The sequence below is a fragment of the Nocardioides sp. NPDC101246 genome (assembly GCF_044767415.1).
Lineage (GTDB): Bacteria > Actinomycetota > Actinomycetes > Propionibacteriales > Nocardioidaceae > Nocardioides.
Genome location: NZ_JBIWNX010000001.1, coordinates 512,310 through 537,876, shown reverse-complemented (window position 1 = coordinate 537,876; position 25,567 = coordinate 512,310). Strand labels below are relative to the sequence as shown.

The 25,567-nt window shown below is 68.7% G+C and carries 33 protein-coding genes and 2 tRNA genes; 21 read left to right on the top strand and 14 right to left on the bottom strand.

Features of this window, described 5'->3' with window-relative positions:
- Window positions 1-48: 48 nt before the first annotated feature.
- Both ACIRON_RS02615 and ACIRON_RS02610 read right to left on the bottom strand, forming a co-directional pair.
- Window positions 49-198: a hypothetical protein gene (locus ACIRON_RS02615; RefSeq protein ID WP_402988552.1), complete on the bottom strand. Its 150-nt coding sequence runs from the start codon at window positions 196-198 to the stop codon at window positions 49-51.
- On the bottom strand, window positions 195-464 hold the full coding sequence (locus ACIRON_RS02610; protein WP_402988549.1) for a hypothetical protein: 270 nt from the start codon (window positions 462-464) through the stop codon (window positions 195-197). Before ACIRON_RS02610 ends, ACIRON_RS02615 begins: the two co-directional genes overlap by 4 nt.
- A gap of 54 nt (window positions 465-518) precedes the next feature.
- Between ACIRON_RS02610 and ACIRON_RS02605 the strand changes: the two genes are divergently transcribed.
- On the top strand, window positions 519-725 hold the full coding sequence (locus tag ACIRON_RS02605) for a helix-turn-helix transcriptional regulator (protein WP_402988547.1): 207 nt from the start codon (window positions 519-521) through the stop codon (window positions 723-725).
- A gap of 39 nt (window positions 726-764) precedes the next feature.
- Window positions 765-920: a hypothetical protein gene (locus tag ACIRON_RS02600; protein ID WP_402988544.1), complete on the top strand. Its 156-nt coding sequence runs from the start codon at window positions 765-767 to the stop codon at window positions 918-920.
- Window positions 921-1,157: 237 nt separating this feature from the next.
- Here ACIRON_RS02600 and ACIRON_RS02595 read toward each other — a convergent pair whose 3' ends face one another.
- Window positions 1,158-1,382: a hypothetical protein gene (locus ACIRON_RS02595; RefSeq protein WP_091044464.1), complete on the bottom strand. Its 225-nt coding sequence runs from the start codon at window positions 1,380-1,382 to the stop codon at window positions 1,158-1,160.
- Window positions 1,383-1,553: 171 nt separating this feature from the next.
- Here ACIRON_RS02595 and ACIRON_RS02590 point away from each other — a divergent pair, with 171 nt between their 5' ends.
- The 3 genes from ACIRON_RS02590 (at window position 1,554) to ACIRON_RS02580 (ending at window position 2,512) form a co-directional block, all read left to right on the top strand.
- Window positions 1,554-2,048 (top strand): hypothetical protein, encoded by a 495-nt coding sequence (locus ACIRON_RS02590; RefSeq protein WP_402988542.1) that lies wholly within the window; start codon window positions 1,554-1,556, stop codon window positions 2,046-2,048.
- A 43-nt stretch (window positions 2,049-2,091) separates the two neighbouring features.
- Window positions 2,092-2,185: transfer RNA gene (locus ACIRON_RS02585), tRNA-Ser, on the top strand.
- A gap of 180 nt (window positions 2,186-2,365) precedes the next feature.
- Window positions 2,366-2,512, top strand: coding sequence for a hypothetical protein (locus ACIRON_RS02580; RefSeq protein ID WP_402988539.1), 147 nt, complete (start codon window positions 2,366-2,368; stop codon window positions 2,510-2,512).
- 77 nt (window positions 2,513-2,589) lie between these two features.
- On the opposite strand, the gene ACIRON_RS02575 is transcribed toward ACIRON_RS02580, so the two are convergent.
- Window positions 2,590-3,645, bottom strand: coding sequence for a LuxR family transcriptional regulator (locus tag ACIRON_RS02575; protein WP_402988537.1), 1,056 nt, complete (start codon window positions 3,643-3,645; stop codon window positions 2,590-2,592).
- Window positions 3,646-3,753: 108 nt separating this feature from the next.
- Here ACIRON_RS02575 and ACIRON_RS02570 point away from each other — a divergent pair.
- A tRNA-Arg gene (locus ACIRON_RS02570) sits at window positions 3,754-3,826 on the top strand.
- 498 nt (window positions 3,827-4,324) lie between these two features.
- Here the strand turns inward: ACIRON_RS02570 and ACIRON_RS02565 are convergent.
- Complete coding sequence (locus ACIRON_RS02565; RefSeq protein WP_402988535.1) at window positions 4,325-4,633, bottom strand: hypothetical protein; 309 nt, start codon at window positions 4,631-4,633, stop codon at window positions 4,325-4,327.
- A gap of 221 nt (window positions 4,634-4,854) precedes the next feature.
- On the opposite strand from ACIRON_RS02565, the gene ACIRON_RS02560 reads away from it, so the two are divergent.
- The gene (locus ACIRON_RS02560; RefSeq protein ID WP_402988533.1) at window positions 4,855-5,286 is read left to right on the top strand and encodes a hypothetical protein; all 432 of its coding nucleotides are present in this window, start codon (window positions 4,855-4,857) and stop codon (window positions 5,284-5,286) included.
- A gap of 590 nt (window positions 5,287-5,876) precedes the next feature.
- Here ACIRON_RS02560 and ACIRON_RS02555 read toward each other — a convergent pair.
- Window positions 5,877-6,524, bottom strand: a complete 648-nt coding sequence (locus ACIRON_RS02555) for a TetR/AcrR family transcriptional regulator (protein ID WP_402988531.1) — start codon at window positions 6,522-6,524, stop codon at window positions 5,877-5,879.
- A gap of 104 nt (window positions 6,525-6,628) precedes the next feature.
- Here ACIRON_RS02555 and ACIRON_RS02550 point away from each other — a divergent pair, with 104 nt between their 5' ends.
- Entirely contained in the window at window positions 6,629-7,408 is a 780-nt protein-coding gene (locus ACIRON_RS02550; RefSeq protein WP_402988530.1) for an SDR family NAD(P)-dependent oxidoreductase, read from the top strand.
- A complete protein-coding gene (locus ACIRON_RS02545) occupies window positions 7,405-7,848 on the top strand; it encodes a nitroreductase/quinone reductase family protein (RefSeq protein WP_402988528.1) in 444 nt (147 codons plus the stop codon). Before ACIRON_RS02550 ends, ACIRON_RS02545 begins: the two co-directional genes overlap by 4 nt.
- 9 nt (window positions 7,849-7,857) lie before the next feature.
- On the opposite strand, the gene ACIRON_RS02540 is transcribed toward ACIRON_RS02545, so the two are convergent.
- The gene (locus tag ACIRON_RS02540; RefSeq protein ID WP_402988527.1) at window positions 7,858-8,367 is read right to left on the bottom strand and encodes a MarR family winged helix-turn-helix transcriptional regulator; all 510 of its coding nucleotides are present in this window, start codon (window positions 8,365-8,367) and stop codon (window positions 7,858-7,860) included.
- A 100-nt stretch (window positions 8,368-8,467) separates the two neighbouring features.
- Here ACIRON_RS02540 and ACIRON_RS02535 point away from each other — a divergent pair, with 100 nt between their 5' ends.
- Together ACIRON_RS02535 and ACIRON_RS02530 are read left to right on the top strand one after the other, a co-directional pair.
- The gene (locus ACIRON_RS02535) at window positions 8,468-9,274 is read left to right on the top strand and encodes an SDR family NAD(P)-dependent oxidoreductase (RefSeq protein WP_402988524.1); all 807 of its coding nucleotides are present in this window, start codon (window positions 8,468-8,470) and stop codon (window positions 9,272-9,274) included.
- A gap of 85 nt (window positions 9,275-9,359) precedes the next feature.
- Window positions 9,360-10,733: a serine/threonine-protein kinase gene (locus ACIRON_RS02530; RefSeq protein WP_402988522.1), complete on the top strand. Its 1,374-nt coding sequence runs from the start codon at window positions 9,360-9,362 to the stop codon at window positions 10,731-10,733.
- Here ACIRON_RS02530 and ACIRON_RS02525 read toward each other — a convergent pair.
- The gene (locus ACIRON_RS02525) at window positions 10,730-11,167 is read right to left on the bottom strand and encodes an anthrone oxygenase family protein (protein ID WP_402988519.1); all 438 of its coding nucleotides are present in this window, start codon (window positions 11,165-11,167) and stop codon (window positions 10,730-10,732) included. The genes ACIRON_RS02530 and ACIRON_RS02525 overlap by 4 nt on opposite strands.
- On the bottom strand, window positions 11,164-11,952 hold the full coding sequence (locus ACIRON_RS02520) for an NAD(P)H-binding protein (RefSeq protein ID WP_402988517.1): 789 nt from the start codon (window positions 11,950-11,952) through the stop codon (window positions 11,164-11,166). Before ACIRON_RS02520 ends, ACIRON_RS02525 begins: the two co-directional genes overlap by 4 nt.
- 74 nt (window positions 11,953-12,026) lie before the next feature.
- Here ACIRON_RS02520 and ACIRON_RS02515 point away from each other — a divergent pair, with 74 nt between their 5' ends.
- Complete coding sequence (locus ACIRON_RS02515) at window positions 12,027-12,938, top strand: AraC family transcriptional regulator (protein ID WP_402988514.1); 912 nt, start codon at window positions 12,027-12,029, stop codon at window positions 12,936-12,938.
- A gap of 18 nt (window positions 12,939-12,956) precedes the next feature.
- On the opposite strand, the gene ACIRON_RS02510 is transcribed toward ACIRON_RS02515, so the two are convergent.
- The 5 genes from ACIRON_RS02510 to ACIRON_RS02490 form a co-directional block, all read right to left on the bottom strand.
- Complete coding sequence (locus ACIRON_RS02510) at window positions 12,957-13,850, bottom strand: alpha/beta hydrolase (protein ID WP_402988511.1); 894 nt, start codon at window positions 13,848-13,850, stop codon at window positions 12,957-12,959.
- A gap of 160 nt (window positions 13,851-14,010) precedes the next feature.
- On the bottom strand, window positions 14,011-15,495 hold the full coding sequence (locus ACIRON_RS02505) for an alanine/glycine:cation symporter family protein (protein WP_402988508.1): 1,485 nt from the start codon (window positions 15,493-15,495) through the stop codon (window positions 14,011-14,013).
- 1 nt (window position 15,496) lies between these two features.
- Entirely contained in the window at window positions 15,497-16,390 is an 894-nt protein-coding gene (locus ACIRON_RS02500) for a dihydrodipicolinate synthase family protein (RefSeq protein ID WP_402988506.1), read from the bottom strand.
- A complete protein-coding gene (locus ACIRON_RS02495) occupies window positions 16,387-17,808 on the bottom strand; it encodes a protoporphyrinogen/coproporphyrinogen oxidase (protein WP_402988503.1) in 1,422 nt (473 codons plus the stop codon). Before ACIRON_RS02495 ends, ACIRON_RS02500 begins: the two co-directional genes overlap by 4 nt.
- A gap of 157 nt (window positions 17,809-17,965) precedes the next feature.
- Window positions 17,966-18,637: a GntR family transcriptional regulator gene (locus tag ACIRON_RS02490; RefSeq protein ID WP_402988501.1), complete on the bottom strand. Its 672-nt coding sequence runs from the start codon at window positions 18,635-18,637 to the stop codon at window positions 17,966-17,968.
- Window positions 18,638-18,714: 77 nt separating this feature from the next.
- Between ACIRON_RS02490 and ACIRON_RS02485 the strand changes: the two genes are divergently transcribed.
- The 9 genes from ACIRON_RS02485 (at window position 18,715) to ACIRON_RS02445 (ending at window position 25,554) form a co-directional block, all read left to right on the top strand.
- On the top strand, window positions 18,715-19,689 hold the full coding sequence (locus ACIRON_RS02485; protein WP_402988498.1) for a DJ-1/PfpI family protein: 975 nt from the start codon (window positions 18,715-18,717) through the stop codon (window positions 19,687-19,689).
- An 87-nt stretch (window positions 19,690-19,776) separates the two neighbouring features.
- The gene (locus ACIRON_RS02480) at window positions 19,777-20,175 is read left to right on the top strand and encodes an SRPBCC family protein (RefSeq protein ID WP_402988496.1); all 399 of its coding nucleotides are present in this window, start codon (window positions 19,777-19,779) and stop codon (window positions 20,173-20,175) included.
- A gap of 202 nt (window positions 20,176-20,377) precedes the next feature.
- Window positions 20,378-21,376, top strand: a complete 999-nt coding sequence (locus tag ACIRON_RS02475) for a DJ-1/PfpI family protein (protein WP_402988494.1) — start codon at window positions 20,378-20,380, stop codon at window positions 21,374-21,376.
- 29 nt (window positions 21,377-21,405) lie between these two features.
- A complete protein-coding gene (locus ACIRON_RS02470) occupies window positions 21,406-21,843 on the top strand; it encodes a nuclear transport factor 2 family protein (RefSeq protein WP_402988491.1) in 438 nt (145 codons plus the stop codon).
- A 24-nt stretch (window positions 21,844-21,867) separates the two neighbouring features.
- Window positions 21,868-22,356, top strand: coding sequence for a nuclear transport factor 2 family protein (locus ACIRON_RS02465; RefSeq protein WP_402988489.1), 489 nt, complete (start codon window positions 21,868-21,870; stop codon window positions 22,354-22,356).
- Window positions 22,357-22,389: 33 nt separating this feature from the next.
- Complete coding sequence (locus ACIRON_RS02460) at window positions 22,390-23,913, top strand: toluene monooxygenase (protein ID WP_402988487.1); 1,524 nt, start codon at window positions 22,390-22,392, stop codon at window positions 23,911-23,913.
- The gene (locus tag ACIRON_RS02455; protein ID WP_402988484.1) at window positions 23,913-24,227 is read left to right on the top strand and encodes a toluene-4-monooxygenase system B family protein; all 315 of its coding nucleotides are present in this window, start codon (window positions 23,913-23,915) and stop codon (window positions 24,225-24,227) included. The genes ACIRON_RS02460 and ACIRON_RS02455 overlap by 1 nt, the downstream gene beginning before the upstream one ends.
- Window positions 24,224-24,544, top strand: coding sequence for an MmoB/DmpM family protein (locus ACIRON_RS02450; protein WP_402988481.1), 321 nt, complete (start codon window positions 24,224-24,226; stop codon window positions 24,542-24,544). The genes ACIRON_RS02455 and ACIRON_RS02450 overlap by 4 nt, the downstream gene beginning before the upstream one ends.
- The gene (locus ACIRON_RS02445) at window positions 24,541-25,554 is read left to right on the top strand and encodes a hypothetical protein (protein ID WP_402988478.1); all 1,014 of its coding nucleotides are present in this window, start codon (window positions 24,541-24,543) and stop codon (window positions 25,552-25,554) included. The genes ACIRON_RS02450 and ACIRON_RS02445 overlap by 4 nt, the downstream gene beginning before the upstream one ends.
- Window positions 25,555-25,567 lie beyond the last annotated feature (13 nt).

Here is a 25,567-nt window from a genome sequence, read left to right as displayed (position 1 = left end):
CCAATGCCCAATCCTGGGGACCGCCATAGGTATGCATATCTATGGCGGTCAGCGAGCCCGGTTCCGCTCGTCCCACAGCCAGAAGATGTCCGCGGGGCTGCACCCGGGGATGCTCGCGGCGATCTCGTGGGTCAGCTCGCCGGCTTCCAGTCGACGCAGGATCGCGTCGGCTTCCTCGGGGGTGAACTTCGCGGTCATCGGTCGAGCTCCTTGAGTGCGGCGAGACGCAGCTTGCGGGCGCCCTCAGGGGACATGCTCAGCTCTCGGCCAATCTCGGCCAGCGGCATGCCCTTGTCGGACGCGGCGACCACGAGCTGCTGGCGGACCAGTGTGGCCTGCTCGAGCAGCCCCTGAGAGGCGGTCAGCTGCTCGGCCATCGTCGGGGACTCGACCACCGCGGTTGCGAACTCGGTCAGCCGGAGCCAGGTTGCCTCGGGGACCTTCGAGGCAGCGGGAGTGTTCACACAACACATGTTGACGTGAATCAATGACCAATGTCAACAACTAAAGTTGATGTCGTGCCGCAGCTGCCCCGCCTAATGAGTGGTCCCGAGATCGCCGCGCTCTTCGGTGTCTCGCGGCAACGAGCGCACGTCCTGACGAAGTCCAAGGGCTTCCCCGACCCTGCCCAGGTGCTCGGCATCGGCGCCATCTGGCTCGCCGACGACGTCGAGGCGTGGGCCGAGAGCACCGGCCGGGCGATGCCCGGTCGTACCGAGACGTAGCCGCCTACTCCTGGCGGCTCGAGCGCCCCAGGAGGCGTCGTGACCACCAAGAAGAACCCGCAAGGCCGCAAGGCCGGCGCCACGATCAAGAAGGTGACCGACCGCGAGAAGTTCGCGTCGCGCCGCAAGGGCCAGGGGACTGGCGATGGCGAGTGGAAGCTCGTCCGCGGAGTCTGGCGCCTCATCAAGAAGTAGTCCAACGCCGTCACGCCATGGCCGCCCGTCTCTTCGGAGGCGGGCGGCTTTTCGCGTATACCCCCATGACTAGTCCGAACGGGCTATGTTGATGCATCAACACGTTTCGCGATTACGAGGGGGTACGAGCGAGCATGAGAGGGTGCGACTGAGCGTGAATGGAGCGGCTGAGCGGGAATATGCCTGCGTTCGAATCCCGCCCCCTCTGCCAGATTTAGCGTCACGCCAGACGAGACGCTAGACCTCCTGCAGGTGCCGATCCACGTCGATCATCAGCCGCCGCAGCTCGAGGAGCAGATCCTCGAGGTCGGTGCGGTCGAGCACGTCGTCGGCGAGGACGGCGAGCCTGCTCAGCAGCGTGCCGCGGTCGCGGAGCGCGCCGACGTCGCTGAGGGCGTGCCACTCCTGGCCGGTGTCGAGGACCAGCAACGCATCACGTACGCCTGCAAGGCGCTGGCGCACCGACCAGCGCCATAGGCCGACATTGGCCCCCGGACGGGGAGCGGCGATTGCGGTATCCAGGGCCCGAAGAGCATCCGACATATTGGGAAGCACACCTGTCATGACCAGATTGTGACCTAGGTCACGTAAAGGAGCAAGCCGATGCGGCTCTCGGCTCCCGTGTCGGCCACAATGGAGAGCGTGTCATCTGCTGACCTCACCTACTACCGCCTCGCCCCCTCCGTGCAGGCCCGCCTCCTCGGTGCCGCCGTGGTCGGCCTGGCGCTCCTGGTCTTCGCCGGCACGGCCGTCGTCATCGCGGCCCGGATCGACTTCGCGTGGCTCTTCGTCCCGCTCGTCGTCGGCGCCGCCGCCGTGATCGGGTTCGGCTGGTGGCTTCGCAACAAGGCGTACGTCCTGCGCGCCAGCGCCCAGGGCTACCGGGTCGCGTTCGTGCGGGGTGCCGGCGTCCGCGAGGCCCGCTGGGTCGACATCCAGGAGGCGGTGACCACCATGCCCGCCGGCACGCCGTGCCTGGAGCTGAGGCTCAAGAAGGGTGGCGCCACCACGATCCCGGTGACCATCCTCAGCATCGACCGCGAGCAGTTCGTACGCGATCTCCAGGTCTATCTGAAGGCCACCATCAAGCCTCTCGACACCACCTCGGGATCGTCCGGCGCCCCCTGATTGGTCCCAGGAGTGCGGGTCTTGTAGCCTGTTCGAGCGGTATGGAGGCGTCGCCTAGTCCGGTCTATGGCGCTCGACTGCTAATCGAGTTTGGGGCTTAAACCCCATCGAGGGTTCAAATCCCTCCGCCTCCGCCAGTTTCAATGTGTTTGGCCCCCTTCTCGAGGGGGCCAAACTGCATTCTGACCTGCAATTTCATGCATTGCACGAGACCGTACGACGGAACGTGAACTATCCGTAACGCCGTGACGTGCACAATAATCAATCCGTAGGCCTCTCGGCACCAGCATCGGCCTCGCGATCAGGAAGGAACGAGCATGAAGTTCGCACGCGTTGCCGCTCTTGCGTTGGCCTCGGCCGCCGCCATCGCGGTCAGTCTGTTTGGTGCCACCGCATCTGCGCAGGCCGACACCACGTGGCCCATCAAACCCATCAAGATTGCTAGCGACACTACCTGGCCGTGAGGCTGGTAGCGCACTGAGGCAAGACGCTTCCGGCAGTAGCTAGAAGCGCTGGTTCCGAGTGAGGATCGGTCTCGACCTCACTCGGAAACCCCTCCTTCGATCCCGGCGCCAGCTCGTCCGATCTCGTAGCCGAGTTGGAACCGCGTATCCGCGTCGTACTCTTCCTTGAGATCGGCAACGTATCCCGCGTAGGTCCGCGGGCTGACGCCCAGCCGCTTCGACGCCGCCGGGTCGGAGTGGCCCTCGATGAGCATGCGCAGGGTCATCGTGCGCTGCTCGCCGGCGATGTCCTTGAGGGTTGTCGAGTCTGCCGACGAGAACGGGCGGCCGCGTTCCCACGCCCGCTCGAAGACGTCGACCAAGTAGTTGACGATGGCGGGCTCGCGGATCGCTACCGCGGCCCCGAGGCCCTCGGGGCCCGGGATGATCGCAACGTTCCTGTCGAAGATCATCGTGCGGTTGAAGAACTCGTCCAGGGTGCGCACCTCTGCTCCTTCAGCGGTGACGGCGGCGACGTACTCTCGAGTTCCGCTGTTTCTTCGGGCGGAGTGCTGATAGAGCGTGCGGAGCTTGACCCCTCGTTGGATGAGCTGGGTGTCCTTCTTGATGGCGTTCGCGAGAATGGTGCCGGTGTCCCGGCCTTCCTGCGGCTGTGCCGTGAGCGCCTCGAACTCACACTCCGCGACCAAGGAATCGATGTAGCGCTGGATCGCAGGCCCGTGCATGTAGGCGAACGGTCCGAGCTCGTCAGACGGCGCAGACCGACGCCACGCGCTGCGTAGCGCGGTGAAGTCGTTCGCCCACTCCGCCGACTCCTGCAGAAGGCGGATGCCTTCTTGGGTCATGGGGGTCACGACCTGCGCCTGGACGGTGGCCGGGTCGACCGTGGTCCACGTCGTAGGGTCCTCGTCAGGCCGTCGTACGAGCCCGAGCTCGACCAGCGCTGTCAGCGCCTCGGCGAACTCACCGCCGTCTGCGATCCTCGCGTCGGACGAGGGCAGCGACCCCTTCTCCGCGATCAGTTCGAAGAGCTCGATGCCCTTGGCCTCCAGCAGTGCACGCGTCCCGGGCGTGCGTCCCTCGTTCGTCACGTTCTTCTCCTCGCCGGACGGCGTGGGTTGACGCTTGCTCACGCTCCACCTCCCCGATGCTGTGGGCTAGCGCCAGATCTTCTCACACGCCGCGATTTCTGGTCACGGACCATCTTCCGCTAATCTTCTACACGTTGCTTCGGTAACACTGCGCCTGTAGCTCAACGGATAGAGCATCTGACTACGGATCAGAAGGTTTGGGGTTCGAATCCCTACAGGCGCGCAGAACATGGGTAACTGAGAGATTGGCCCCTGACCAGGCATAAAGCCCAGGTTGGGGGCCTTCTTCATTTCCGCAAGGAGTTCCGACGTGAGGGCGCTTGCTATCGCTTCTGCTAACAAGTCACGGCTTCAGCGGCCTTCTTCGGTCTCGTCGTCGTCGCCGTGCCCATCGGTGCCCTCGTCGTCCTGGTCGACCAGGTCGGCGAAGCGGGTCCGCAACCTCGGCAGCCTTCTCCGAAATCACGTGGGCGTAGACGCAGAGTGACCGACGGGTCAGCGTGGCGCAAGCGAGCAGCCACGACTCACGTGCCCGGAGCCCATCGCCCTAGACCGACTTCGAGCGCGCGGCAGCCACGATCTAGACGAACGCCTCGCTCACCTGGCGCGAGACTCCGAGACTCGCCTCCGCAGACGTTAGGATCGACCCCAGCGAGACAGAGCCCGATGAGGCAGCGCGCCAGATCGATCGAGTCGTCCAGACCGTGTGATCCAGACTCGGTCAGTGTTCCGGCTCCCAGCGAAGGAACACCCAGTGCTCGCCGGGCAGCAGATCGCGGGTCGCGTGAGGGCTTGCCTGGAACTGGACGGACACCTCGGGCGGGAAGTCAGCGATGCAGTACGTCTCCGCCAGGGAAACGCACTCCGCTTGCACGTCGCCAATGCCGCCCTCGTACAGGAAGCGGCCCTCGATCGAGCCTCGTTCCGACGAGCCTTGGTGCTGTACGGCCACGCCACGGAGGTCGGCAGTGACCTGCCCCCAGAGAGCGCGCATCATCGACAGCATCACGTCTGACCGCATGTTCTTCACGGGGGTCGAGTATCGCCTCTTTTGGGCGACCCGGGGTCAGAAGGTCATCTGGCCTGGCTTCGTGAGAGCCTTCTCTACTGCCTCAAGGCGGCCTCCGGCCGCCCAGCGCGGCCTCCGGGGGCGTGCGGCCTGGCGGCCGGTCCCCCTACGTGCCGCGCAAATGAAGAAGAGGGCACTCAGTCCGTAGACCAAGTGCCATCGCCAGACGCTAGCGTCCGTGCATGACCGATCGGCTAACCTCGTTGACCTCCCGACTCCGCGACCTCGGAGCGCCCAACCCCGAATCGTGGGCCCAATCCGAGCTCGCCGAAGACATCCCGCAGACCGCCCGATACGTTGCACTTCGACGGCTCTGGCCCGAGTTGATCCAGCCGTGGCGCGACCACGACACACTCCGCCGGGTGCCCGCAACCAAGAAGATCCTCGATGCCGGGGTCGACCCCGCGGTCCTGTCTGCGGCCCTGTGCTCCGTGGCGTATGAGGCAGTAGCCGGCACGCTCTGGGAGTTGTGGGACCAGCCCGACGACGTGCCGCATGGACGGTTCGTCGAGGTGGACGAACACGGCAACCTCACTGGCCGCAGCGTCGATGGACTGCATGAAAGCCTGCTCTCTCTCGACCCGTCTGGGAATGATGGCTCTGACTTCCTCTGAGCTCACATGCGACCACCGGCGGCCACAGAAACCAGCATCGCCAACGTGCCCTACGTATCCCGTGCCACCGGCGGTCATCGTCGCGTCGGCCGCCAGGCACGGCAGGAGGCTGGCGGCGAGGGGGAGGGGAGCGCCGCTATCGGCAGAGACATTCCCTGCGACGGTTCCCGGATCGACGTGGTTAGGCAGCGTGGGGGCAAGCCCCCAGACCCCCGCCAAGGGGGCCAGATGCCGGACGGGGTGACGCTCCGCCCCCGCGATAAAGACTCCCAGCATCCGAGGGAGGTTGCTAACGCTTCTGCTAACAGGGTCCCCGGACAATTCCGGAAGTTCGTGGCCATGGGAGGGGGCGGTGAGCGTGGAACGGGCCTTGGCGGATGGTCCTCAAGTGCCTATGGATCGGAAGGTTGGGGTTCGAATCCCTGCAGGCGCGCAGCACGAGAAAGGCCCTTGACTAGGCAGAAGCCGGGTCGGGGGCCTTCTTCATGTCTGCAAAGGGCCTCGAATCCGAGGCGCCTACCTACGCTTCTGCTGGCAGGGTCACGGACTCAGCGGCGTGGCCGTCTGGCGGTCGCGGCCTAACGCGATCGCTACGTGCGCGAACGGACCTGTACCCCGCTGTGCGCCGCGTACCGCGTGACCATCGTGGTCACGGCCTCGTCGATGACCTCGGTGGTGCGGGTGCTGCTCACCGACCAGTCCGGGACGAGGAGCCGGGGCCAGAAGAGGTAGTTCGAGATCATCCCGAGGAACTGGGTCGTCGCCAGGTCGGCGTCCGCGACGATTGCGGTCCCGGCCTCGGCTTCGGCGAGGAGATAGTCCCGCACCGACTCGAACCACGGCATCTTGCCCTGGGCGAACTGCGCCCGGGCGAGTTCGGGGAAGCGCGGCAGCTCGGCGATGACGATCCGGAATAGGTCGGTCATCTCGGGGCGGGTCAGCAGTGCGGCGTAGCTCCGGCTGATGGCGGTCAGTCCGGCGGTGAGGTCTCCGGCTTCCGGCACCTCGAGTGCGTCGGCACTTGTCCACGACTCCGTCACGATCGCGTCGAACAATGCCGCCTTGGTCGGGAACTGCTTGAACAGCGTGGCCTTCGAGACGCCGGCACTCTCGGCGATCCGTGCCAGCGAGGACCGGTCATAGCCGAGCTCGAGGAACAGCCCGGTCGCTGCCCGCACGATCAGGGCGCGCTTCTCGTCAGCAACCCGTTGGTGATACGGCGACGTAGTGGAACTCACCAGCACAGTGTAGCGAGGTGAGTGGCTTGACTCACCACTGCGGGTCACCTAGTCTCCTAGATGGTGAGTCGATCGACTCACCATCTTCTCTCCAAGGAGTTCTCATGTCGACCTTCGACAATCACACCGTCCTCGTCACTGGTGGCACCGGCGGGCAGGGCGCCAGTCATGTGCGCGCGTTCCATGCGGCCGGCGCGAACGTCGTCATCGGCGACATCGACGCGACTCGGGGTGCCGTGCTGGCCGAGGAGCTCGGCGAACGGGCTCGTTTCGTCCGTCTGGACGTCACTGACGAGAGGTCGTGGGACGCAGCCGTGGCTGCGGGCGAGGAGGCGTTCGGTGCCATCACGGTGCTGGTCAACAACGCCGGTGTCCAGAACCCGGCCGCTCTCATCGAGAGCACCGACCGGCGGACCTGGGACCGCATCCTCGACATCAACCTGACCGGCACCTTCCTGGGCATCAAGGCGGCTGCGCCCGCTCTGCGGCGTGCGGGCGGCGGTGCGATCGTGAACATCGCCTCCACCTCGGGAATCGGCGGCACTGCGCACTACGCGCCCTACGTCGCCAGCAAGTGGGCGGTCCGCGGACTCACCCAGACCGCCGCCTTGGAGCTGGGCCGCGACAACATCCGGGTCAATGCCATCCATCCGGGAGTCATCGCCACGCCGTTCATCACTGAGCCTGCCGCCGGCAGCGATGCCCCGATCTCCGACTTCTACTCGCCCGAGCCCTTTGCCGTCCCGCGCCTCGGTGAGCCGGGGGACGTGACCCGTCTACTGCTCTTCGTGGCCTCGCCGGAGTCGTCGTTCATCACCGGTGGTGAGTACGTCGTCGACGGCGGGCTGCTGCTCGGCCCCGCGCTGAAGGACCAGGCCGCGTGAGCGCTGACTCGTCCCTCGCGCCGTGGCCCGACGAAGTGCGTCGGGCCGTGGAGATCACGCCGGCGGCGGGCACTCGGGAGCGGATCATCGACATCACCACCACGGGGCGTCGCACCGGACTGCCTCGGCGACTCGAGATCTTCTTCTATCGGGCGCACGGTCGGACCTATCTGTGCAGCGGGGCGGGCGGCGGCGCCACGAGCTGGTACGCCAACCTCCTGGCGGATCCGACGTTCGTCTTCCACCTCAAGCACGGTGTGCGTGCCGACCTGCCGGCCCGGGCCACGCCTGTCACGGATCCGAGCGAACGGCGCGCCATCCTCGAGGCGATCGTCGACGACCTCAACCAGCCCCACGATCCAGGCACCATCGCACCGACCAGGCTCGAGGACTGGCTCGGCAGTCGCATCATGCGCGTGGAGTTCGACCGACCTGTCTGATGCCGGGCGTCACGGTCCCGCGTGGGTCGCGGGCGCCCACCCCTCCTCCTCGCGGATGCCCTGCATGATCCGGTGGCCGATCTCGCGCAGCTGTCGCGTCTGCGACGCCGTCAGTCGGTCGAGCACGAGCCTGCGGACGACCTGTACGTGGCCGGGTGAGGCCTGGCGGACCTTCTCCGCGCCGGAATCGGTGAGGACGGCCAGGGTGTAGCGCCCGTCGGCAGGGTCGGGGGTGCGGTGCAGCCACCCTCTCGACTCCAAGCGCGTGGCGGCTCGCGAGAGCCGCGACAGTGTGCTGTTGGCGTACCCGGCCAGCACGCTCATGCGGAGGGTGCTCTCGGGCGACTCCGCGAGGGCGTACAGGACGCCGTACTCGAAGTGAGTCAGCTCCGCGTCGCGCTGGAGTTGGCTGTCCAGAGCCGGGGGTAGCCACTCCAGCACGGTCGCCAGGGCGGCCCATGCCTCCAGGTCCTCGCCGGCGAGGGGCGCCGGCGAGGCGGCGCGGCTGTGATCGGACATGGCGGCAGCGTACGGCAGTGCGGCTCGTTGGACTTGCTCAGGCAAGTGAATCTGTCTACATTTGACTTGCCTGAGCAAGTCAAATGGTCGGAGTCGACCGATGAAGGAGAACGAGATGGACATGGGTCTGAACGGCAAGAGGGCCTTCGTGAGCGGGTCGACGCAGGGCATCGGCTTCGCCGTCGCGCGTGCGCTCGCTGCGGAGGGGGCAGCCGTGATCCTGAACGGACGAACCGCCGATCGGGTGGACGATGCGGTCGAGAGGCTCCGCGCCTTCGTCCCGACCGCTGACGTGTCGGGGATCGCCGCCGACTTCGCTCGTGCCGATCAGGTGCGCGACCTGATGGCCAGGCTCGGTGAGGTCGACATCCTGGTGAACAACGTCGGCGTCTTCGAGGTCAAGGCGTTCGATGACATCTCCGACGACGACTGGCAGCGCTACCTCGAGGTCAACCTCATGAGCGCAGTGCGCCTGTCGCGGCACGCGCTGCCCGCGATGCTGGCGTCGGGTTGGGGGAGGATCATCTTCGTCAGCAGCGAGTCCGGGGTGAACGTCCCTGCCGACATGACGCACTACGGCGTGACCAAGGCCGGGGCGCTGGCGCTGGGCAACGGTCTGGCCAAGCTCACGCGTGGCACGAGCGTCACCGTCAACACGATCCTCGGCGGGCCGACGTACTCCGACGGCGTCGCGGCGGCCATCGAGGACATCGCCCAGGGCCAGGGAATGCCGGCAGAGCAGCTGAAGAGCGCTGTCGCTTCGGGCAACACGACTTCGCTGCTGCAGCGCTTCATCGAGCCCGACGAGATCGCCCACCTCGCCGTCTACGTGGCGAGCCCGCTCTCGTCCGCCACCAACGGCGCTGCGCTCCGCGCCGACGGAGGCGTTCTCACGGGCATGCTGTGAGGCCGGTGGGCTGCATCTCCGTTCCCCGACCTCGACGACCCGGCTTCTGCACACTCAGGCGGAAGCCGGGCCCCATAATGTGCCGGTGACTCTTCCCCAGATGCTCGGGCGCCTGCGCCAGGTCAAGCCGCTCGGTTCCGGCGGATTCGCCGAGGTGTGGCTCTACCACGACCCGGACCTCGACTCGCCCGTCGCTGTGAAGGTGCTCAGCGCCCAGTGGACGCAGGCGGCCGACATCCGGGAGCGGTTCCTGCAGGAGGCGCGGTTCCTCCGGTCGGTCGACTCGCCCCACGTCGTCTCGGTCCACGACATCGGTGAGACGCCGGCGGGTGCGCCCTACTTCGTGATGGCGTACGCCGATGGGGGCAGCGTCGCGGAGCTGATCACCCAGCACCCTCAGGGGATGCCGCCGCAGCTCGTGGCCGACCTGGTGACACAGGCCGCGTCCGGCCTCGACGCACTGCACGTGCGCTCGGTCATCCACCGCGACGTGAAGCCGGCCAACATCCTGCTCACCGGCGGTTCCGACGGGCGGCTGCGCGCGATGGTCGCCGACCTCGGGGTGGCCCGCGCGCTCGACCAGCACTCGGAGGTGACCCGGCAGATCGGGACGCCTGCCTACATGGCGCCCGAGCAGTTCGACGAGTCGCTGCCGATCGACCATCGCGCTGACGTACGCAGCCTGGGAGCGGTCGCGTGGGCGATGTTCGCCGGGCGCTCGCCCGCGCCGGCGCTGACGATCGCATCCCGGGTTCCCGACCTCGGCACCGTCGCGCCGGTGCCGGCAACGGTGTCCGCGGTGATCATGCGCGCTCTCGAGCCGAGGGCTGAGGACCGGTGGCCGGATGCGGGGAGCTTCGCCGCGGCGCTCACCGCAGCGGCCGAGGGACGGGCGGTCGCCGTACCTCCTCCGCCTCCTCATGCCGCGCAGACCGTGCTCCGTTCGCCGTCGCAGCCGCCGACCCATCCCCCGACGCAGCCCCCGTCGCAGTCCCCGACGCAGCAGCTGCCGGCGCCGGGCCGACGTACCGCCGTCATCGTCGTCGCCGCCGTCGCGGCCGCGCTGGTGCTGGGCGGCGCCGCGACCTGGTTCGTGACGCGCGGCGGCTCGGCCGAGGATCCGGCCGGCGGCGAGGAGACCGCGGCAGGCGAGCCGGTGAGCGGCGCGGAGACGGCGGCGGTCCGGTTCGTCGAGGCGCTCCAGGCAGGTGACTGCGAGGCCGCGGGCCTCTACATCCCCGACCTCGACGACCCGGCCTCGTGGGACTGCACCGATGACGCCAACGGAGGCGACGGCTTCTACTACCACATCCTCGACGACCTCGACGCCGGCGGCGAGCGCCGGGTCGAGGACCTCGGGGACGGGCTCTTCCGGGTGGTCTGGGTCGACCAGGGCTACGTCAACATGCAGCGCCAGGAGGACACTCTGTTCACGGTGCAGCAGGTCGTCTGCTGCTAGCCCGAGATCCGGGTGACCGTCCCGGGCAGGCTGAGCAGGACGAAGGCGCCGGTCGCGGCGAGGGTCCGGAAGGTGTGGAAGATCAGCCACGGCTTCTCGTACGAGGACACGGAGCCGCCGTTCGCCAGGGCGTCGTTCAGCGGCAGGTTCGCCGCGAAGGTGATGACCACGGCGGCGACGGACAGGCAGGCGGCGGTGATGGCGAGCGGGCTCCGGTGCCAGCCGAGGGGGACCAGTGCCAGGAGCGGTGCGCCCAGGAAGAAGGCCAGGAACACCGGGTTGACGATGACCACGTTGAGCCGGTTCATGACCCGTGCGTAGACCTCGTCGGGCTGGCCGTGCAGCGCCGGCATGAAAGCGACCAGGAAGGCGATGTAGATGCCGGCGGTGACGCCGTTGAGCAGCCTCGCGCCGGTGAGTACGACCTCGCTCATGACTGCTCACCGCCGGCGAGACCGTCGATGCTCCGAGCAGCGCGGCCCAGGACCGTTTCGACGTCCTGGGTGACGTACGCGTTGCGGCCGTCGAGCACCTCCTCGAAGAGGTACGCCAGCCCGGCCGCGTCCGCGGCCGGCAACCCGGCCGCCGTCAGGACCGCGATGTAGTCCTCGGTGGGCATCGAGCGGTACGCGACGCCGGGCCCGCCGACGGCGCACGCGGCCTCCTCGAAGGTGAGCAGCTGCGGTCCGGTGAGCTCCAGGACGCGGCCTACGTAGCCCTTGTCGAGGAGGGCGGCGACGGCGACCTCGGCGATGTCGTCGGCGTCGACGAACGGCTCGGCGGCGGTGTGCTCGACCATGGTGAGCGACCCGGCGGCGAGCTCGTCCGCGAACGCGCCTTCGGTGAAGTTCTGCATGAAGAAGGCCGAGCGCAGGATCGTCCACTCGGCGCCGGAGGCCGTCATGGCCTGCTCGGCGCGCTGGGCACCGTCCTCGCCGCGGCCCGAGAGCAGCACCAGCCGGGTGCAGCCGGCGGCGACCGCCTGGGCTGCGAACGCGCCGATGATCTCGTCGGCCCCCGGCAGGCCGAGGTCGGGCTGGAAGGTCAGGTAGGCCGACTCGCAGTCGTCGACGGCCTCGGCCCAGGTGGTCCGGTCGTGCCAGTCGAAGCGGGGCGTGGAGTGGCGGGTGACGGCACGTACGTCGTGGTCGAGGGTCCGGAGGCGGTGGGTGACGCGCTGGCCGGTCTTGCCGGTGGCGCCGGTGATGAGAGTTGTCATGCCTCTAATCTGGCCGGTCGTGAGCGACGATGGAATACGTGTGACTCCAGACAGGATGCGTTATCGTCTCACCCATGTCGTCGCTGGATCTGCTCATGGACGGTCCACGGGCCCAGGCCGCCTTCCTGCTGAAGGCCGTGTTCGCCGGGGAGTGGTCGATCACGGCCGAGGACGAGGTGCCGCTCACGGTCATCGCGATCGCGCGCGGCGAGGCGGTCTTCACCGGCTGCGAGGGGCCGCAGGAGGTGGCGGCGGGCGACGTGATCGTGTGCCGCGGGCCGGCGACCTACGTCATCGCCGACTCGGCCGATCGCCCCGCCGACATCCGGATCCTTCCCGGCCAGGTCTGCGTCGACCCGAACGGGGCGCTGCTGGCCGAGGAGCTGGCGCTGGGCGTACGCACCTGGGGGAACAGTCGCTCGCCGGAAGCGACAGTGATGCTCATCGGGACCTATGAGCGCGAGACGTCGGTGGGCTCCCTGCTGTTGTCCCGGCTGCCGACCAGCGTGGTGCTGCGCGGCTTCGACACGGCCGTTCTCGACCTCCTGGCGGCCGAGCTGGTGCGCGAGGAGGCCGGCCAGGCGGCCCTGCTCGACCGGCTCCTGGACGTACTCGTGGTCAAAGCCGTGCGCGAGGTGCTCGCGGCCTCCCCGGCCCTTCCTGCTGATGACGCGGTGGCCGCGGTGCTGCGGGCGATGGAGCAGCATCCGCAGCTGCCCTGGACGGTCGCAGGCCTCGGTGAGCAGGTCGGTCTCTCGCGAGCCGCTCTGGCCCGGCGCTTCACCGAGCAGGTCGGTGAGCCACCACTGGCGTACCTGACCCGGTGGCGGCTCGCCCTGGCCGCGGACCTGCTGGTCGGCACGGACCTGACCCTGTCGGCGATCGCCGCTCGCGTCGGCTACGCCAACCCGTTCGCCCTCAGCGCCGCCTTCAAGCGCCTCCACGGCACCTCGCCGACCTCCTTCCGGAGCCGTCACGTCGCCTGACGCCTCGCCAGCGACCGGTCAGAACCGCTCCGCGAGGAAGGCCAACTGGTCGGGGACCACGCGGCGCCAGTAGCCGAGGTCGTGGTCGCCGAGGGTGAAGCCGCCGGCGGGCCGGGGATCGAGGAGGTCGACGAAGTCGCGGGTGGCGGCGTAGAACGGGTCGCCCTCACCGCAGTCCACGCGCAGCGGGATGTCGGCCAGCGACGCCTCCCTGCCGAACATCGTCACCTCGGCGAAGTCGTCCTGGTCGTCGTACGCCCCGGGCCTGGTGTCGCCGAACTCGTGCCAGAGCGCCGGGCTCATCACGGATACGCCACGGAGGCCGGGGACCCGCGGTGCCAGATGCAGGGCGCCGAAGCCGCCCATCGACCAACCGAGCAGTGCGACCCGTTCGGTGTCGAGGCCGCGCTCGGTGAGAAGCGGCAGGAACTCGTCCACGACCATCGTGCCGGCATCCTCGCCGGTGTCCCGGGCGTGCCAGTAGCTGTCGCCGCCGTCCACGCTCGCTATGGCGTACGGCGCGGTGCCGCTCGCCACGGCGTCCGCGAGAAATCGGTCGAGGGCGAGGCGGTCGGGGGCGAAGGCCGCGGAGTGGTCGTGGCCGTGCCCGTGCAGGGTGACGACCACGGGCAGTCCGTCGTCGAGAGCTGATCCGGGCGGCAGCGCCAACGCCCACCTGCATGCCTTGCCGAGCCGGGCCTGCGAGACGAACTCGCCGTGCTCGATCCGGCCGCCCGCGATGTCCGGCGCCTTCCCGTCCTCACCGTCGAGGCCGAGGCGGCCGTAGAGCCACGAGCGTCCGGGCAGCAGCTCGGTCTGAACCGTCAGGGCACCTGCGACCCCGATGCCGGCCACCGCGCCGCCGCCCGTCAGGAGGGCGCGGCGCGAGAGTCGGCGGGGGTGATCGAGCACGCCCTTCAGCGTAGGGGCCTGCCACGCACCTGGCCGGTTCCGGTCACACGATTGACCCCTGCAACGACGAATACGCCGTCTACGAGGTCCGGGCCGGCGCGTGGAGGTTCGTCGCGTCGGCCCGGTGAGACGGCCGTAGCCGTCCGTTGATGTCCTCTGTTCAGTTCAGCGTCTCGCTGCGAGCGGGGTGGGACTCCACCCAGAAGTCAGCGCCCTTGATGCCGAGGGCCTGGGGGTCGAAGACGGGGTCGAGGCCGAGCCTGCGCTGGCGCTCGTAGTCGCGGTAGATGCGGTAGACGAGCGGGGCGAGGAGGGCGAGGCAGGCGAGGTTGACCCAGGTGATCAGGCCGAGGCCGATGTCGCCGATGGCCCAGATCATCTCGGTCGGCACGATCCCGCCGAGGAAGACGATGGCGAGAGTCCCGAACTTCAGCACCCGCGACCAGATCGGCGAGGTCCTGCCGTCGAGCAGGTAGAGGAGGTTGGAGCTGGCGACGTAGAAGTACGCCAGCAGGCAGGCGAAGCCGAAGAGCAGCACCGCCACTGCGACGAACCCGGCACCCCAGCCATGGGCGAGCGTGTCGATGGAGGCCTGGACCCAGTTGGGGCCGACGGGGATGTCGCCCATGTTGTCGATCCGGACCACGCCCGAGGCGTCGGTGACGTTGTAGGAGCCGGACACGACGATCATCAGGCCGGTGGCCATGCAGATGAGCAGCACGTCGATGTAGATGCTGAAGGTCTGCACGAGGCCCTGCTTGCCCGGGTGTGACGTACGCGCCGCGGCGGCCGCGAAGGTCGCCTCGCCGAGGCCGTTGGAGGAGGCGAAGACGGCGCGACGGACACCCCAGGCGACGGCCGCACCGGCCATGCCGGCGAGCATCGGCTCCTGGCCGAACGCCGAGTGGACGATCAGCGAGATCGCCTCGGGGACGGCCTCGATGTTCACGGCGATGACGGTGAAGGCCAGGATCAGGTAGCCGACGGCCAAGAACGGCACGAGCACCTGGGTGACCTTCACGATGCGGGTGGTGCCGCCGAAGATCACCGCGCCGATCATGGCGGTGATGAGCAGTGCGGGGACGATCGGCGGGATGCCGAAGGCGCGCTCGGAGCTGGCCGCGATCGTGCTCACCTGGAAGCCCGGGAAGAGGAAGCCGTACCCGACGAGGCCGAGCACCGCGATCAGCCCGGCGACCTTCGGCAGGTTGAGGCCGTGCCGGATGTAGTACGGCATGCCGCCGATGTCCTCGCCGGCCTCGCGGCGGTCCTCGTCGGTGACCCGGCGCTTGAACGTCTGGGACAGCGTCGCCTCGGCGTACCCGACGGTGCAGCCGACGAGCCCGGTGGCGGCCATCCACAGCAGAGCACCCGGGCCACCGGCGCCGATGGCGGTGGCGACGCCGGCGATGCTGCCGACGCCGACCCGGCTGGCGAGCGCCATCACCAGGGCCTGGTACGAGGAGAGGCCGCCGGTCACGTCGCTGCCCTCGCGCAGCTGGCGGACCATGTCCGGCATCCGCCGGAACTGCACGCCCTTCATCGCGATGGTCCCGACCGCGCCGAGCCCGAGGACGACGTACGCCATGGGGGCCGACCAGAGGAGGTCGGCAACGCTCACCAGGAACTCGGTCGCCGCGTCCATGTCAACCGACCTCCTTGCCGAGCGCCTTCAGCAGCGAGCGGAGGCCGTCGACGTCCTCGGCGGCGAGCGGAGCGAGCGGACGGCGGGGGACGCCGACCGGGATGCCCTGGAGCTCGAGGCCGGCCTTGATGCCGGGGATGAAGCCGGTGGCGAAGAGGTGCGAGATCACGGGGTAGACCCGCTTCCACTCGGCCAGGGCGTCGGTGAGGTTGCCCTCGGCGATGAGCCGGGTGACGGTGACGATCTCGTCCGGGACGACGTTGGCGGCGCCGGCCATCACCGCCACGGCCCCCTCGGCGAGGGCGCTGTAGGTGTAGACGTCCCAGCCGACGATGGTGCCGATGACGTCGCTGTGGTCGTGGATCAGGGTCAGGGCCTGTTCCCAGTTGGCGCTGGAGTCCTTGATGTAGCGGATGTTGTCGACCTCGGTCGCCAGTGCGCGCACGGTGTCGGGGGCGAGGTTGACGCCGGTCACCGGCGGGATGTTGTAGAGCATGACCGGGATGTCGACCGAGCCCGCGACGTCCTTGATGTAGGCGACCGTCTCGGCCTCCGACAGCGGCTCGTAGAACGGCGTCAGGAGCATGAGTACGTCGGCGCCGCTCCGCTGGGCGGCCTGGGAGAGGCGGATCGCCTCGGCGGTGGTGGTGGCACCGGTCTGGGCGACCACCGGCACCCGGCCGGCGGTCTGCTCGATGATGGTGTCGACCAGCAGGAGCCGCTCGTCGGAGGAGAGCGAGCCGACCTCGCCGGTGGAACCGGCCGCGACGACGCCGTTGACGCCGGCATCGATCGAGCGGTCGACGACCTTGCGCAGCGTGGCCACGTCGATCGACTCGTCGGGGTTGAACGGGGTGGTGAGGGCGGTCAGTACGCCGCGGAGCTCGGTGGTCATGCGAGGGTTCCTTCGGTGGTGGGGATGGTGGTCTTGGTGGAGATCGGGGTGATGAGGCGCGGGCCGTCCTTGGCCAGCAGGTCGGAGGCGTTCTGGGCTGCGGAGAAGCCCGAGGTGATGGCGGTCTCGGTGTAGAGGGTCCCGAGGTAGTCGCCGGCGAGGAACACGCGACCACCGCCGCGCAGCAGGGTGGGCTGGAGCTTCGCGCGCCCCGGGAAGCAGTACGGCGAGGCGACCCGCCAGCGCTGGGTCTGCGCCTCCACGACCGAGTCGGAGAAGCCCGGGTGGTCGAGGACCTGCTCGAGGTCGGCGAGGTGGATCTGAGCCACCTCCTCGTCGGACTTGTCGAGGAGGGCCGCGCCGAGGGCAGCGGGGGAGAAGGTCATGAAGCTGCCGCCGGGCTTCCGCTCGCCGGCACCCTCGCGCCCGCGGACGATGCTCGCCTGGTTGAGGGCGATGGCGAAGGAGCGCTTGGGGGCGGCGATCGCGTAGATGTCGTCCCAGGGGCGGGCCGAGGTCTCGTCGGTGAGGAACGCGGTGCTGACGTGGGGGCCGTACTTGATCTGGCCGAGCGCGTCGCGCACATCGGTGTCGAGGTCGACGGCGACCCGGTGGGAGACGTCGGCGGTGGTGGCCAGCACGACCGTGCGGGCCTCGACCTCCCGGTCGACCCCGTCCTGGCGGTAACGCACCACGACCGAGTCCTTCTTCTGCACGACCTCGTGGACGGCGGCGCCGAGCTGAAGCCGGTCGCCGAGCGCGTCGGCGAGGGCGCCGGTCAGCGTGGAGGGTCCGCCGACGATGCCGCGGCTCAGCCCCTGGCCGAAGCCGAGCACCAGGCTGAAGTAGCCGATGCCCGCGCCCTCGGAGATCTGGTCCATGTTGCCGGCCGAGCGGGTCACGGTGGTCTTGAAGAGTGCCGCGGCGTCCTCGGGGAGGTTGCCGACGAGGTCGTCGAACGTACGGTCGTTGGCGAAGTCGTAGATCCGCTGCTGCCGCTCGGCGCCGGTCTCGCCGGCCCGCTTGCGTACGACCTGGGTGTAGCGGGCGACCCCGGCGACGACCTTCGAGCCGGCGGTCATCGTGGCCACCCGGGCCTTCAGCGGCATCGGGATCCGGAACGGGTACGTCGCGATGTGCCCCTTGCGCAGGAACTTGCCGTTCATCGACAGCGCCTGCAGCGAACCCGGGATGTCGGTCGCCTCGACGCCGACCTCGGTCAGCAGCTCGTCGGTGGAGGAGTCGTGTCCGGCGAAGACGTGACCGCCCCAGTTCAGCCAGTAGGTGCCCCGACGCTCCGAGCGGATCCGGCCGCCGACGCGGTCGTCGGCCTCGAGCACGAGCACGTCGGTGTGGCGCAGCCGCCAGGCGGCGGAGAGGCCGGCGAGGCCGGCCCCGACGACAACGGCGTCCTTCATGGTGACTCCTCTTTCGGTGGTGGTGTGACCAAGACCATACGCTTGTGATCACAGATCACACAAGAGGTGACATGGTAAATAGCGCCGAGTCGGCGCGTCATGACGCGCCGACTCGGCGGGGGGTTTGGTCAGGATGCGCCGACTGGGCGCGGGGGAGTCAGGAGTCGTTCATCGATGCCCGGATGCGGTCGATCGCCGCGTCCAGGGAGGCGGCCGTGATGGTCGTCGCCCGCTTCTCGTCGTGCTCGGAGGCCGCCTCCAGGAGCTGCTCCTGCCAGGTCAGCAGCTCGGCCGGATGGGCGGTGTCGAACGCCTGCCGGGCGCCGAGGATCTTGTAGGTCCGGCAGCGGTTCCAGAGTGCCTGGATGAGCTCGACGAGGACCGAGTTGTCGGCGGCTCGGTAGAGGATCGCGAGGAACCGCTCGTCGCTGTCGAGGTATTCGAGGGAGTCGCCGTCGGCGACGGCGGTCTCCATCGCGGCGTACTCCTTCCGCATCGACGCCAGGTCCTCGGGGGAGACCCGGGTCGCGCCCAGCCGGGTCGCCTCGATCTCCAGGAGGCGACGGGTCGAGTAGAGCTCGAGGAGCTCGGTGTGGGTGAACCCACGCACCACGGCGCCGCGGTAGGGCAGCGACTCGGCCAGCCCGATCTCCTCGAGCCGGCGGATCGCCTCGCGCACCGGCATCACGCTGGTGCCGAGCTCCTCGGCGAGGTCGCGGATGCGCAGCCGGTCGCCGACGGCGAGCTCGCCGCTGAGGATCGCGGAGTGCATGGCCGCGAACACCTGGTCGCCGACGCGTCCGCTCAGCTCGATGCGAGGTAAAGGCATGGCCCGAGCCTATCCCGGATGTGATCACAGCGCCGGATCTCCTGGGCTACGCCCGCGATCTGCGGTTTAATCCGAAGGTGCCCCGCATCGCCCTCCTCATCTCCGGTGCGACCGGCTACTGGGCGGAGCAGGCGTTGACGGCGTACGACCGGTTCATGGCGGCCGGGGCCGACGTGGTCGTGATGACGCCGGACGGCAGCGCTCCGGTGATCGACCCGCACAGCCTCGATCCGACCTTCCATCTGCCGGCGGAGGACCGTGGCTACCACGCCGCGGTGTGCCGTACGTTCCACCGCGATCCGGACCACATCCGGATCACGCTCCACCACATCGTCGGGCTCGAGCTGGCCGCGTCCCGACGGATCGCGCGGCGCCTGGTCCTCGCCGGGCACGCCGGCGCCGAGGCGCACGACCTGGTCTGCCGGGCCGCGAAGATCGCCTGGCGTCAGGACCGCAAGCTGGTGGACGTGATGGTGGCCGAGGGGCTCGACGGCGGCCTGTCGGAGGACGCGATGCGGGCCGCGGTCGCCGAGCTGGAGCTGGTGAGCGCGGCGATGGCCGAGGAGTGCGCGGCCAGCCTGGCCGAGATCGACGACCTCGACTCTCCGCTGGCGCTCGCCGGACAGAGGGACGCGCAGCTGGAGGCGTACGACGCGCTCCTCGTGCCCGGTGGGCGCGGGGCACTGGAGGACCTCCCGTTCAGCCCCGACGTGGCGCGCCTGCTCACCGTGCTCGACGCGAAGCGGTCGCCGATCGCGACCATCGGCCATGGTGCCGCGGCGCTGCTCGCGGCACCGGACCGGATCGACGGGCAGTGGCTCTTCGAAGGGTTCCGGGTCACCACCAGCACCGACGAGGAGGAGGATCAGGATCCCCCGGCCCCGCCCTGGTACGTCGCCGCCGCGCTGCAGAACGCCGGCGCGATCCTCGATGACGCACCGGCACCGTGGACGTCCCACGTCGTCGTCGACCAGCACCTGATCACCGGCCAGAACCTCTACTCGACCGAGGCGACCGTCGGTGCGGTGCTCAAGGCGCTCGACCTCGCCTGACGTCCCCTGGCATCCCGGAGACCCGGGTGCAGGAATGCGGCATCGAGCGCGCTGAATCCGGCATGCCCTCGGGCGTAGCGTGGCGGCATGCCTTCCATTCGCTCGCACGCAGTCCTCGACCACGACGCCGCCACCGTGTGGGCGACCGTCCGAGAGGTGGGTGCCGTCTCCGACTGGTTCCCCGCCATCACCCACTCCGAGGCGACCGACGCCGGCCGCGACGTCACCCTCGCCGACGGCACCCGGCTGATCGAGGAGACCGTCACCCTGGATGACGCGCTTCGCCGCTACCAGTACCGGATCACCGGCGGTGACCTGGTGCCCGAGTCCCACCTCGGCACGATCGACGTCGTCGACCTGGGCGAGGGACGTACGGTCCTGGTCTACGGGTCCGACGTCGAGCCGGTCGAGGTCGCCGCGGCCTTCGACGGCGCGATCAGCGAGGCGGTCGCCGCGCTCGGCGGATACCTCGACGGCCGCGCCTGAATCCGCCGTTCACACCCAGGGGTCCTCCGTCACGGAGGGCCCCTTCGTCGTCCTCTGAGCGAAGCAACGGGACGCGGACCGCAGGAATTCGCTACTTGGCAGCGGTTTTCTGCGATGTATTCCACGTCACATCGCGGCATCGTTATGTCCACTTCAACAGGCCGTTACCTGGAGGAACAAGATGCCCCGAATTGCTTTCCTCGTGTCGAGCGCACGAGAGATCGACCTGCGTGAGAGCAGTGCGCATCCGACCGGATTCTGGTTGGAGGAGGCGCTGCTCTCCTACGAGCGGTTCGTCGCAGCCGGTGCCGATGTCGTGGTGCTGACGCCCGACGGCAACGCCCCGGTCGCCGACCCGTACGGACTCGAGCCGATCTTCCACTACCCGGCCGAAGACCGTGACTACTACGCCTCGGTCTACCGCACCTTCCACCACGACCCGGACGACATCCGGATCACGCTGGACCACACCACGACGCTCGAACTCGTCGCCGGCCGCCGGATCGCGCAGCGCCTGCTCGCCGCCGGCAAGTCGACCGTCGAGGCCCACGACCTGGTCAGCCGCGCGGCGAAGATCGCCTGGCAGCAGGGCCGGAACCTCGTCGACGTGATGCTCACCGAGCGGCTCGACGGCGGGCTGCCGGAGGCGTCGCTGCGGGAGGCGGTCGAGGAGCTGAACGCCGCGAGCGTCGCCGTGCGTGACGACCGCGTCGCCCGGCTGGCCGCGATCGAGGGCTTCCGTTCCCCGATCGCGCTCTCCACCCTCAGCGACGAGCAGCTCGGCGAGTTCGACGCGATGTTCGCTCCCGGTGGCCACGGCCCGATGGTCGACCTGCCGGAGAACCCCGACGTGGCCCGCCTGCTCTCGGTCCTGCACGCGCAGGGCAAGACCATCTCGGCCCTGTGCCACGCGCCGGCCCTGCTGCTCGCGGCACCGGACCGGATCGACGGGCAGTGGCTGTTCGAGGGGTTCCGGCTCACCTCCTACACCAACGAGGAGGAGGACCAGAACGCGATCGGCCGGCTCGGCATGCCGTGGCTGCTCGCCTCCGCGCTGCAGAACGCCGGCGCCATCTTCGACGACGCGCCCTACCCGTGGGCCTCGCACGTCGTCGTCGACCGCAACCTCATCACCGGCCAGAACCCCTACTCGACCGAGGCCACCGCCGACGCCGTCCTGAAGTCGCTGGCCGTCCTATGAAGTTCCGAGACCTCCTGAGGAAGCCGACCATGTCCACCACAGCAACACCCAGCAAGACCGTCGAGGCGTTCCTGAACGCGTTCACGCTCAAGGACGTCGACGGGGCCATGTCGACCGTCGCCGGCGACGCCAACGTCACCGTCTTCCCGCTCAAGGTCCGCGACGGCGGCCCCCAGGTCATCCGCCAGTTCCTCGACGACGTGGTGCGGGCGTTCCCCGACCTGCTGATCACGGTCAAGAGCGTGATCGAGGTCGGCAACGTCGTCGTCGCCGAGTTCAAGATCGAGGGCACCCAGTCCGCCGACTTCCTCGACGCCATCAACCAGGAGAAGCACCTCGACCTGGACACCGCGTGGCGCTTCACCGTCGCCGGTGACCAGATCGTCGGCCTCGACGCCTACTGGTGCCAGAACCAGCTCCACCGCCGTCTCGCCGTGAAGCGGCAGGACCACGTGACGATCGTCTGATCGTCAGAAGAAGGAGACAGGAACATGACTCAGCTGGACACCGCACCGGCCACGGAACCGATGACCGCGGAGAGGGCGGTCGCAGTCGTCACCGACTTCTTCGACCGCTACCGCGAGCGCGACGTCGTCGCGATGACCGACCTGTGCACCGACAACGCCGACTTCTCCTACACCCCGTTCGAGGTGTGGGCCAAGCAGCGCGTCGTCCGTGGCGACGGCAAGGTCCGCACCATCGGCCGGGTGATCTGGAGCGGGCTGATCAACGCCTTCCCCGATCTCGGCAACACGATCTTCAACATCGACGGCAACGACAACGGTGACGTCGTCGTCGCCTGCGACATCACCGGCACCCAGCAGTCCGCGTGGGGCTTCATCGCGCCGCAGGGCAAGTACTTCGCCGAGCCGCACCTCTTCATCCTGCACGTCGACGAGGACGGCCTGATCGACACCATCAAGGCGTACTGGGACAACGCAGGCGTCAACCGTCAGCTCGGTCACTTCGAAGTCGACTGAGAAGCCTCCCCGAGAGAAAAGGACACGAGAATCATGACGCTGCTCAAGCGTGAGGAATGGGAGGGCTTCGTCCGCGACGTCGACTGGACCCTGTCCTACGTCGACGACGAGGCGGTCTACCCCGACTGGCTGACCGGCACCGGCAAGGTGCCGCGCGAGGCCTGGGCGAAGTGGGAGGAGGGCTACAAGGTCAGCTACCCCGAGTACGTCTACACCCAGCGGGAGAAGGAGTCGGCCACGTACGCCGTCAAGGCGGCGCTGCAGCGCACGGCCACCTTCGACCACCTGGACGAGGGCTGGAAGTCCTCGACGAAGATGCACTTCGGCGGCGTCGCGCAGGTGGAGTACACCGCGATGCTGGCGGAGCTGAAGATGGCCCGCTTCGGCCTCAACGGCGCCTGGCGGAACATGGCGGTCTACGGCCAGCTCGACGAGCTGCGCCACCAGAACCTGACCACCTTCTTCGGCCACGAGCTGGTCCAGAAGGACCCGCAGTTCGACTGGACGCAGAAGACGTACAGCACCAACGACTGGGTGCCGATCGCGCTGCGTACGCTCTTCGACGGGTTCATGACGACGTCGAACGTCGTCGACTGCGCGCTGATGCTGCCGCTGACCTTCGAGACCGGCTTCACCAACCTGCAGTTCGTCGCCCTCTCGGCCGACGCGCTCGAGGCCGGCGACGTCAACTTCGCCTCGATGATCTCCAGCATCCAGACCGACGAGGCCCGCCACTCCCAGCAGGGCGTCGCGACCCTCGAGATCCTGGTCGAGCACGACCCGGCGCGAGCGCAGTGGGTCATCGACAAGGGCTTCTGGGCCAACGCCCGTGCCTTCGCGGCGCTGACCGGTCCGGCGATGGACTACTACACGCCGCTGGAGCACCGGAAGCAGTCGTACAAGGAGTTCATGGAGGAGTGGATCGTCGACCAGTTCGTGCGGACGATCGAGGACTACGGCCTCAAGAAGCCGTGGTTCTGGGACGAGTTCATGCGCTCGCTCGACAGCTGGCACCACAGCCTCCACATGGGCCTGTGGTGGTGGCGCCCCACCCTGTGGTGGAAGCCGAAGGCCGGCGTCTCGGCCGAGGAGCGCGACTGGCTGAACGAGAAGTACCCCAACTGGGAGGCCATGTACGGCGACAAGTGGGACACGATCATCGACAACATCAACGCCAACAACGTCGAGGCCACGCTGCCCGAGACGCTGCCCTGGCTGTGCTCGACGTGTCACTTGCCCGCCTGCAACCCGTCGCAGTCGCGTGACGGTAAGTGGCGGATCCGCGACCACTCGCTGGACTACAACGGCAAGAAGTACCACTTCTGCAGCCTCGGCTGCCGCCAGATCTGGTGGAAGGACCGCGACAACGTCAACCACCTGACGCTGGTCGACCGGTTCCTGGCCGGCCACATCCAGCCGATGACCGTGCCCGGGCTGCTCGACTACATGGGCATCACGCCCGACGTCATGGGCGACGACCCGGACTACACGGCCTGGACCAAGGACTACGCCGGCCGCGAGGCCAGCGGACTGATCGTGGCAGGAGCTGAGGGCTGATGAGCGAGCAGACGCAGGAGAAGGTGGAGCTCGGTCCCGAGGACCGCGCCCCGGAGCTGGTGCCGCTGCACGCGATCTTCGCGACGGACTTCGTCGCGATCCTCGTGCCGGTCACCACCGCCAACACGATCGACGAGGTGGCCGCCGCGGTGGCCCACCACTCGGAGGGGCGGCGCGTGCGCGCCCTGCCCTACCCGAAGTACGTCATCCACAACGGCCGCCGCCTGCCCGGCGACATCACGGTCGCCGAGGCCGGCATCCAGCCGCTCGACCACGTCGCGGTCGAGTATGACATCCCGGAGGGAGAGTCATGAACAACCCCGTGGGCCCGGTCCTGCGCCACGGCGACGAGATCGACCAGATCATCGCTGCGATCGAGGACGACAACCCGGAGGCCGACATCGAGGTCATCGACCGCGGTGCCTACATCCGGATCCAGGCGGAGGACAGCCTCGAGCTGACCGAGGCGACGCTGCAGTCCTACCTCGGCGCCGACTACCGCATCCGTTCGCTCGAGGTCTCGATGTCCTCGTTCTCGGGCCGGGTGTCGACCGAGAGCGACCGCATCCGGTGGGAGACGGCGGAAGCCGTGGCGGCCCGCAAGGCACAGAAGGCAGGAGTGAGCTCATGACCGAGCAGAAGGCACCGCGGCAGCGGAAGATGCGTACGTTCAGCGCGTTCGGCGACGTCCGCCGCATGCCGAGCGAGTACGAGATCGTCACCCACTCGCAGAACTGGAACACCCGGGCCAGCAAGGCCAGCGTGTTCGAGCAGAACCCGTCCTCGCCGGGCAACCTCTGGTTCCTGACCTACCGCGAGCACTCGCCGTTCCAGGCGGACGACTGGGAGGGGTTCCGCGACCCCGACAAGATCGCCTACCGCTCCTACGTGAACCTCCAGGCCACCGAGCAGACCAAGCTCGACGGCGTCCTGGAGCGGTACGCCGACGCGGACGCCTCGCTGTCCGAGGAGCAGGTCCAGCGGCTCGGCGCCCTGCACACGCCCTCGCGCTACCTGGTGCACGGCTTCCAGCAGGCGGAGGCGTACGTCGGCTTCATCGGCCCGAGCTCGTACGTCACCAGCGCGGCCGGCTACGCCAACGCCGACTTCCTGCGCCGGGTGAGTACGGTCGCCTACCGCACCCGCTCGCTCCAGCTCGCCCACCCCGGCTCGGGGATCGGCGAGAACGAGCGGCAGCGCTGGGAGCAGGACGCCGCCTGGCAGCCCGCCCGCAAGGCGATCGAGCAGGCCCTGATCGCCTACGACTGGGGCGAGGCCTTCGCGTCGCTCAACCTGGTCCTCGCACCGACGCTCGACCACCTGCTGATCCATCAGCTCGGTGAGGTCAGCCGGGCTGCCGGCGACGAGCAGTCGTGGCTGCTCTCCGGGCTGCTCGACGAGGACAGCCAGCGGCGCAACCGGTGGAGCGGGGCGCTCGGCCGCTACGCCCTCGAGCAGCGCCCCTCCAACGAGAAGCCGCTGCGCAAGTGGTTCGAGCGCTGGGGTGCCCGTGCCGACGACGCCGTCGGTGCGCTCGCCCCGCTGCTGGGACGGCCCGCCGACGAGGTCGTCGCCGGGGCACGTGCCGCCCGCGAGGAGCTGCACGCCGGGATCTTCGACGTGGCCGCGGCCGCTAGTTGATCGGAGCTGATGG